Annotated in this window: 8 protein-coding genes; 5 read left to right on the top strand and 3 right to left on the bottom strand. The window is 74.3% G+C overall.

What is annotated here, in order from left to right; all coding sequences use genetic code 11:
• Together VK640_02460 and VK640_02455 are read left to right on the top strand one after the other, a co-directional pair.
• On the top strand, positions 1-906 hold a 906-nt coding region (locus VK640_02460; GenBank protein HTE72044.1), incomplete at its 5' end, for an NAD(P)/FAD-dependent oxidoreductase.
• Positions 903-2,369, top strand: coding sequence for an ATP-binding protein (locus tag VK640_02455; GenBank protein ID HTE72043.1), 1,467 nt, complete (start codon positions 903-905; stop codon positions 2,367-2,369). The genes VK640_02460 and VK640_02455, both read left to right, overlap by 4 nt.
• On the opposite strand, the gene VK640_02450 is transcribed toward VK640_02455, so the two are convergent.
• A complete protein-coding gene (locus tag VK640_02450) occupies positions 2,359-3,741 on the bottom strand; it encodes a hypothetical protein (GenBank protein ID HTE72042.1) in 1,383 nt (460 codons plus the stop codon). The genes VK640_02455 and VK640_02450 overlap by 11 nt on opposite strands.
• Before the next feature lie 412 nt (positions 3,742-4,153).
• On the opposite strand from VK640_02450, the gene VK640_02445 reads away from it, so the two are divergent.
• From VK640_02445 to VK640_02435, 3 genes are read left to right on the top strand one after another with little or no spacing between them, the layout of a single operon-like run.
• On the top strand, positions 4,154-4,381 hold the full coding sequence (locus tag VK640_02445) for a hypothetical protein (protein HTE72041.1): 228 nt from the start codon (positions 4,154-4,156) through the stop codon (positions 4,379-4,381).
• The gene (locus VK640_02440; protein HTE72040.1) at positions 4,378-4,635 is read left to right on the top strand and encodes a hypothetical protein; all 258 of its coding nucleotides are present in this window, start codon (positions 4,378-4,380) and stop codon (positions 4,633-4,635) included. The genes VK640_02445 and VK640_02440 overlap by 4 nt, the downstream gene beginning before the upstream one ends.
• 7 nt (positions 4,636-4,642) lie before the next feature.
• Positions 4,643-5,161, top strand: coding sequence for a potassium channel family protein (locus VK640_02435; GenBank protein HTE72039.1), 519 nt, complete (start codon positions 4,643-4,645; stop codon positions 5,159-5,161).
• Positions 5,162-5,179: 18 nt separating this feature from the next.
• On the opposite strand, the gene VK640_02430 is transcribed toward VK640_02435, so the two are convergent.
• Both VK640_02430 and VK640_02425 read right to left on the bottom strand, forming a co-directional pair.
• A complete protein-coding gene (locus tag VK640_02430) occupies positions 5,180-6,898 on the bottom strand; it encodes a LuxR C-terminal-related transcriptional regulator (GenBank protein ID HTE72038.1) in 1,719 nt (572 codons plus the stop codon).
• 826 nt (positions 6,899-7,724) lie between these two features.
• Complete coding sequence (locus VK640_02425) at positions 7,725-7,919, bottom strand: hypothetical protein (protein ID HTE72037.1); 195 nt, start codon at positions 7,917-7,919, stop codon at positions 7,725-7,727.
• Positions 7,920-8,008: the final 89 nt, after the last annotated feature.

The following is an 8,008-nucleotide window of genomic DNA, read 5'->3' as shown; positions in this document are numbered from 1 at the left end:
ACGCTGCTCGTCGAGCGGCAGGCGACCGGTGGCCAGGCCGGTCAGTCGTCGCGGATCGAGAACTACCTGGGCTTCCCGGACGGCGTCTCGGGCGCCCAGCTGACCGACCGGGCGCGTCGCCAGGCGACCAGGTTCGGGGCCGAGATCCTCACCGCCCGCGACGTCGTCGGGCTGCGCGCCAACGGGCCGGCCCGGGTCGTGCGCTTCGGCGAGGAAAGGGAGGTCGCCGCGCACGTCGTCGTCGTCGCGACCGGGGTCTCGTACCGCGACCTCGGGGCACCGGGCTGCGCAGAGCTGACCGGCAGCGGCCTCTTCTACGGCTCGGCCGCCACCGAGGTAGATGAGTGCGCCGACGCCGACGTGGTCGTCGTGGGCGGGGCCAACTCGGCCGGGCAGGCCGCGGTGTTCTTCGCACGGGTGGCCAAGTCGGTGACCATCGTCGTGCGCGCTCCGTCGCTGACCCACGGCATGTCGGCCTACCTGGTCGAGCAGCTCGAGGCGCTGTCCAACGTGGGCTACCGGCTCGAGACGGTCGTGGACGAGGCGCACGGCAACGGTCACCTGGAGGCCGTGACGCTGCGCCACGTCGGCACCGGCGCCACCGAGCGGCTGGACACCAGCCACGCCTTCGTCTTCATCGGCGCCCAGCCGCGCACCGACTGGCTCGACGGGACGCTCGCCCGTGACCCGCGGGGCTTCCTGCTCACCGGGCCGGACCTCGTGGTCGACGGCCGCCGGCCGCGCGGGTGGCAGCTCGACCGCGACCCGTGGCCGCTCGAGGCCAGCATCCCCGGCGTCTTCGTCGCCGGTGACGCACGCGCCGACTCGGTCAAGCGGGTCGCGTCGGCCGTCGGCGAGGGCGCCATGGCCGTCACGCTCGCCCACCGCTACCTGGGGTCGCCATGACCAGTCTGTCCGCCGAGCCCACCGATGCCCGCCTGAGCCGCGACGAGCTGCGCACGCTCTTCCTGTTCGAGAAGCTCGACGACGAGCAGCTCGACTGGCTGGCGGGTCGCGGCTGGGTCGTGGAGGTGCCCGTGGGCACGACCTTCATCGCCGAGGGGGACCCGGCCGAGGTCGTCGTGCTGCTGCTGCAGGGCACGCTGGCGATGAGCCGACGGGTCGGCCCGGACGACGTCGAGACCGTGCGCACCGACCAGGTCGGCGTGTACTTCGGCGCGATGACCGCCTACGTCGACGCGGCCGAGTCGGAGACCTACGCGGCGAGCGTGCGCAGCATCAGCGACCTGCGCGTGTGGGTCGTTCCGGCGGGTGACTTCGGCCGTGCGGTGCGCGACTGGTTCCCGATGGCCATGCACCTGCTGGAGGGCCTGTTCATGGGCCTGCGCCGGTCGCAGCAGATCGTCGGCCAGCGCCAGCAGCTGCTCGCCCTGGGCTCGCTCGCGGCCGGCCTGACCCACGAGCTCAACAACCCGGCGGCCGCAGCCGTCCGGGCCAACGCGGCGCTGCGCGAGCGGGTCGCCGGCATGCGGCACAAGCTCGCGATGCTCGCGCACGATGAGATCGACCCCAAGCTGCTCGAGCTGCTCGTCGACGTGCAGGAGGAGGCGGTCGCCGCCGTCGCGGACGCGCCCGAGCTCAGCCCCCTCGAGGCGTCGGAGCGCGAGGACGAGCTGACCCTCTGGCTCGACGAGCACGGCGTGCGGCAGGGCTGGGAGCTGGCCCCGGTGCTGACCTCGGCAGGCACCTCACCCGCGTTCCTGGACCGGGTCGCCACGGAGGCGCGGCCGGACATGCTCGACGGCGCGGTCCGCTGGCTCACCTACACGCTGGAGACCGAGCTGCTGCTGCGCGAGATCACCGACTCGGTAACCCGGATCTCCTCGCTCGTCGCCGCCGCCAAGCAGTACTCGCACATGGACCGGGCACCGTTCCAGCGGGCCAACGTCCACGAGGGCATCAAGAGCACGCTCGCGATGCTGGCGGGCAAGCTCGAGGGCGTCACCGTCGTCAAGGACTTCGACCGGTCTCTGCCAGTGATCCCGCTGTACGCGGGCGAGCTGAACCAGGTGTGGACCAACCTGATCGACAACGCGCTGCAGGCGATGGACGGCCAGGGCACCCTCACGCTGCGCACCTCGCTGGACGGCGACCACGTGCGGGTCGAGGTCGGGGACACCGGCCCGGGCATCCCCGAGGAGCTTCGGCAGCGCATCTTCGAGCCGTTCTTCACGACCAAGCCGGTGGGCCAGGGCACCGGGCTCGGGCTCGACATCTCCTACCGCATCGTCGTCGCCCGGCACGGCGGCGACCTCACCGTGGAGTCGCAGCCCGGCGACACCCGGTTCGTGGTCAGGCTGCCGCTCACCGAGCGGGTGCCGGAGGTCGCGGTCGGCGTCAGGGCGTGACCGAGGCTGTCGGCCCGCCGTCAGGGCCGGCCGCGGCCGCGGTCTCGTCCGGCGGCCGGGCGAGCAGCTCGACCACGACCAGCAGGAGGACGACGACGCCCAGGACCTTCAGCGTCCAGGCGCCGGTCGGGTGCGCCGCCTGCACGTAGACCAGGACGGCACCGCCGATCACGACCGCGCGCAGGGCGGTGCGGTAGTGGTGCACCCAGGCCCCCACCGGGCCGGTGTTCAGCCCGACCCGCTCGCCCCCGCCCCGGACGGCGGCGAACCCGCGGGCGATCCCACCCCGGGTGGCGACCGCGCCGGACGACCGCCCGCTCAGCCAGGCGCCGATGGCGACGGCGAGCGCCACCACCAGCACCGCGCGCAGGTTGAGCCGGATGAACTCGACGAGCGTGTCGTAGATGCTGGCCGCGGCGGCCGGGGAGAGCTGCTCCGGCGGTACGGCGTCGAGGTAGACGGCCCGTGCCGCGTTGAGCCCGACCCCCAGGAGGAGCATCGACCCGGCCACCGCCACGCCGACGTACATCAAGGCCCGGCGCCGCTCCCGGGAGATGTAGACCGCCAGGCCGGCGAGCAGCAGCGCGACGACGGGGAGCGCCCGCGAGACGCTGCTGAGCAGCCGGAAGCCGTTCTGCGCCGTGGTGAGGTCGGCCGACTCGAACACGGTGAAGGTCGCGTTGATCTCCGGCAGCCGATCGGCCAGCTCGAAGCCGCGCGCCACCAGTCGGGCCTTGACCGCGTTGATGACCGCGGCCAGGTTGACCTGGACCGCGTTGTCGGTGACGGTGACCTTCTCGGTGTCCTTCCCGGTCAGCAGCGCCACCATCTGGGTGTGCGCCTCGCGGTTGGCGGCTACCCAGGCGTCGGCGAACTCCGGCGACTCGACGAACTGGCGGACCTTGTCGGTCACGAAGGACTCGATCGAACTGGCGAGGGTTCCGGACAGGGCCGTCAGCGTGGCGGCGGCGCCGGGCGGGAGCCCCTGCTCGGCCAGCGCGTCCACAGCTTCGTTGGTGACGGCGCGTACGTCGAGGCGAGTGAAGATCTCCTGTGTGATCCGCTTGACCATCGCGTCCTGCACGGCCGGGTCGCTGGCGAGCGGGGTGATGGTCTCCACGTAGCGGTCGGTGTCGCTGACCTGGTCGTGGGCCCACGCCGCGACCACCGCGATCGGGGCCAGCAGCGCAGCCATCGCGATCAGCACTCCGGCCACCCACGGGCGCCACCAGCCGCCGGGCCGCCCCGGGGTGTCGACCTGCGCCTGCAGCTCGGCCACCTGGGCGCGCAGCCTGGTGAGCTCGGCCTCGGTGGAGGTCTGGGTGGGCACCCCGCCCGCTGCCGTCGTGGTCTGGTCGGCGCTGCCGGTCATGTCGAGCCTCACGATCAAGTGGGAAGACCTGCCTCACAGCCTCCAGCCGGCACGCCGGGACGGCGTCACCCATGGGGGGTGAGTCGCGGCCCGACCGGGCGGGGTCCCAGCCTCCAGCGGCCGGGGGGTCGCCGGGGTGGCCAGCCAGCTCTCGGCCGCGCGGTACGCCGCGAGCCCGGCCTCGCCGACGGCCGACGTCGCCTGGAACACCAGCACGTCGCCAGCAGCGGGGACGGTCCGGTCGGCTGCCGTAGACGTCGAGCCTGCAACCCCAGGTGCCCGGCCCAACGCGTCGACGCATCCTCACCCGGCCGGGGTGACGTCACGGCGGCCCGCTGTCAGCGACAGTGGCGCTGACGAGGGAAGACGACCACCCGGAGGCGGTGTGCAGCCAGCCACGTACGAGTTCCGAGTGCGCGGGCACCTGGACGCCGCCGCGGTGGCCGAGCTCCCGGGTCTGGCGGTGCGCGAGCACGGCGACGAGACAGTCCTCACCGGGGTCGTCGTGGACCAGGCGGCCCTGCACGGCGTCATCGAGCGGCTGGAGCAGACCGGCGCGCACCTCGTCGAGGTGCGGCAGCGCCCGGCCGAGGGCGATCCCGGACGGGACCCGCACCGGAGCGAGGACCCGGTCCGGTGAGCGCCGACCCGTCCGCGCCGGAGCCGACCGTCGTCGAGATCCGGGTCACCGGCGTGGTCGGCACGCTCAGCATGGGCTCGTTCGAGGGCTTCACCTCGGTGGTCGAGCCGGTCTCGACCACGCTGCCCGGCCCGGTCCGGGACGAGGCCGAGCTGGCCGACCTGGTGCGCCGGGTCCGTGACGCCGGGGTCGACCTGGTCAGCCTCCGGGTCACCGACGGCGGCCTGACCGTGGATGCGGACGTGTGCCGGTGAGCCCCCGATGAGGTCCCGGGTCGGTCGCAACGTCCTGGTGGTGCTGGGTTGCCTCGCCATCTACTTCGTCTGCCCCGTGCCGGGCAAGGACGCTCCCCCGCTGCTGTCGTGGCTGTTGTTCGCCGGCGGCGTCATCGCCATCGGGTACGCCGTGGTGGCCCTCGTACGTCGGCGGCGCACGGCGCCCGACGACAACGGCGTGCGGCTCGAGGCGCTGGTGGCCCTCGTCTACGCGCTGGTCGTGTTCTTCGCCCTCACCTACCTGAGCCTGGCGACCCGAGAGGACGAGTTCGTCGACCTGAACAACCGGGTGGACGCGCTCTACTTCACCGTGTCCACGGTCGCCACCGTCGGCTTCGGCGACGTGCACGCCGTCGGGTCGGCGGCCCGGATCGCCGTCACGGTGCAGATGGCGCTGGACCTCCTGGTGATCGGCATCGCGGCCCGCCTGGTCGGCCCGGCCATCGCCCGGCGGTGGGCCGAGAAGGCCGCGTCGTCGGGCGAGGACCGGGGCGACCCGAGCTAGCCGGAGTGCGGGCCGCCGTCAGGGCAGCGGCGCCGTCGTGCGTCCCGGCCGGGTCGGCACCAGGTGCGCACCGTGCAGCACCGCCTCACGCCGGTTGGAGACGCCGAGCTTGCGGTAGAGCGACTTGAGGTGGGCCTTGACGGTGTTGATCGAGACGTAGAGCTCGTGGGCGATCTCGGCGTTGCTCATCAGGGTCGGCAGCAGGGAGAGCACGGTCAGCTCCCGGTCCGTCAGCGCCCCATGCACGGGCGGTGGGTCGGGGGCCGGTCCGCCGGGCAGCGACAGCAGCCCGGCCACGAGGGCGGCGTGGCTGCCGACCAGCCGTCGGTGACGGTCGAGGAGCGTGTCCAGCCCGGCGCCCATCGTGTAGAAGGGCCGGAGCAGGGACTCGGGAGCCGCGGCGTCCAGCGCCCGCCCGATCGAGGACAGGGCGGCAGCGTCCAGCCGGAGCCGGTCGGCGGCCAGCGCGGTGACCAGCCAGGCCTCCACCACCTGGACCTCGGTCGTCTGTGGGTCGTCGAGGAGCGGGCCCACCAGGTCCAGGGCGTCGGCCGGCCGGCCCAGCCCGAGCAGGGCCCGCCCTCCGAGCAGCCGGCCGTAGCCGGTGCTGTCGAGCGGTGCGTCCGGCCCGGCCGAGAGCACGGCGAGCGCCTCGTCGGCCCGGTCGGCCGCCAGCAGCACCTCGGCGCGCACCAGCACCAGCCACACGGTCAGGAACGGCACCGGTGGCAACGAGTCGAGCGTCGTCCGCGCGGCGTCGAGGACGGCCAGCGCACCCGACGGGTCGGCCCCCACGTCCGCGGCGAGCCGGGTGCCGGCCAGCTGCCGAGCCACGTCGAGGATCGGATCGGGCCGCCGGTCGAGCACGGCAGCAGCCCGTGCCAGCGCGGCGTCGCACTCGGGCCGGTCGCCGCGCTGGAGATGAACCAGCACCAGCGCGAGGTGCGCGACGGTGCACTGCACGTCGTCGTCACGGCCCAGGCGGGTGGCCTCTCCAACGCCGAGTCGGCCTGGCGTCGGGCGAACTGCAGGCTGCCGAGCATCGCGTGGATCAGCGACAGGTAGGAAGCGGGCCAGGATCGTCGCGTGCACGGGGCTCTCGGGCCGGCCGGGCCGGTAGGGCTGGTCGGGCCATTCGGTGTCGTCCGGGTCGGACAGGATCTGCTCGAAGTGGCGCTGCGCGCCGGACAGCTCCCCCACCCACACCAGGCTCTTGCCCAGCAGCACGTGCGCGAAGGCCACGTACTGCGGAAGCGCCGGCACCTGGGACGGGGACATCCCGGCGGCGAGCCGCAGGGCCCGGGCGCTCCCCTCGGCCGCGGCCACCACGTCGAGGCGGGACCGCGCGGCGGCCGCCCCGGCCAGGGCCAGGACGAGGGCCTCCGGACCAGCCGGCGCGCGCTCGAGCAGTCCTCGGCCAGCCGCACCCGCAGCTCCTGCTCGAGCGGGTCGGCCTCGTCGTGCAGGGCCAGCACGCGCACACTGGCCATCGCGGGCCGGTCGGCAGACGTCAGGAGGCACCTCTCGCAGCAGCCGGCGCAGCGCCCATCCTTCCTCGTCGAAGACCTGGGCGCCCGCGACCCGCAGGATGTGGTCGCCGAGGAGCTCCCAGTCCCCGGCGAGCAGCGCGTGCCGCACCGCCTCGACCGGCTCGTCGTTGCGGGCGTACCAGCGGGCCGCCCGGGCGTGCAGCTCGGCACCGTCTCCGGCGCCTCGACGGCGAGCTGGTGCCGGCACATCTCGGCGAACAGCTGGTGGCAGCGGTACCAGCCGCGGCCCCGGTCCAGGGCGACGAAGGGCGCGCCGGAGCGAGCCAGCGCGTCCAGAGCCTTGGGGCCGTCGGTGCCACCGGTGAGGGCGTCGGCCAGCCCCGCGTCCAAGCGGTCCACGACGCTGGTCTGCAGGACGAAGGTCCGCAGCCGGGCCGAAAGCCGGCCCACCACCTCGGCGACCAGGTAGTCGGCGACGGTCCTCTCGTCACCCGCGAACCGCGCGACCGCCTCGGTACGCTCCGCCGCGGTCGGCTGGCTCTCCAGGGCCAGCGCGGCGAGGCGCAGGCCGGTCGCCCAGCTCTCCGTGCGGGCCACCGGAGCGGCCAGCTCGTCGGCCGGCAGGTCGAGGCCGTGCTGAGCGAGCAGCGCGCGGGCCTCCTCCTCGTCCAGCGCCAGGTCCGCCGCCCGCACCTCGGCAAGGTCGCCACGGCCCCGCAGCCGGTGGACGGGCAGGGCCGGGTCGACCGGCTCACCAGCACCAGCCGCAGCTGGTTCGGGATGGTGCTCAGCAACCGCCCCAGGCCGGCCAGTGCCTCACGGGACTGCACCTCGTGCAGGTCCTCGAGCACCAGGACCACCGGCGACGGTCGCTCGGCGGGCCCCTCGACGACCCGGTCGACGAAGCCCGCGTCGAGGTCGACCGGCGGGTGCAGTGCCTCCAGCGGCGAGCCGGCGATCGCCCCGCTCCGGCGCAGGGCCACCAGGAGGTGGGTCCACAGCCGCGCCGGGTCGTCGTCGTCGGGCTCGAGCGCCAGCCAGGCCACCGGTCCCGGCCGCTGCCCGTGGTGGGCTCAGTGCGAGACCAGCTCGGTCTTGCCCCAGCCCGGGCCGGCGCTGACCAGCGTGACCGGCCGGGCCGCCGCCTCCTCCAGCCGGGCCAGGAGGTGGGGGCGCGCGATGGTCCGGGCGGACGGCACCGGCGCGGACGTCCGGGTGCGCAGCAGCGTGCCGGGACCCGGCAGGCCCGACCGATCCTCGACGTGCACCCGTCCCGACCGCCCTACTCGTGTCCGGCGGCCCCGTGGCCAGCGATTATCGATCATCTGGCACCGGCCGCGGAGGGTCTTACGGTCCT

It is taken from the genome of Actinomycetes bacterium (assembly GCA_035489715.1).
Taxonomy (GTDB): domain Bacteria; phylum Actinomycetota; class Actinomycetes; order JACCUZ01; family JACCUZ01; genus DATHAP01.
This window is presented reverse-complemented; position numbering and strand designations above follow the sequence as displayed.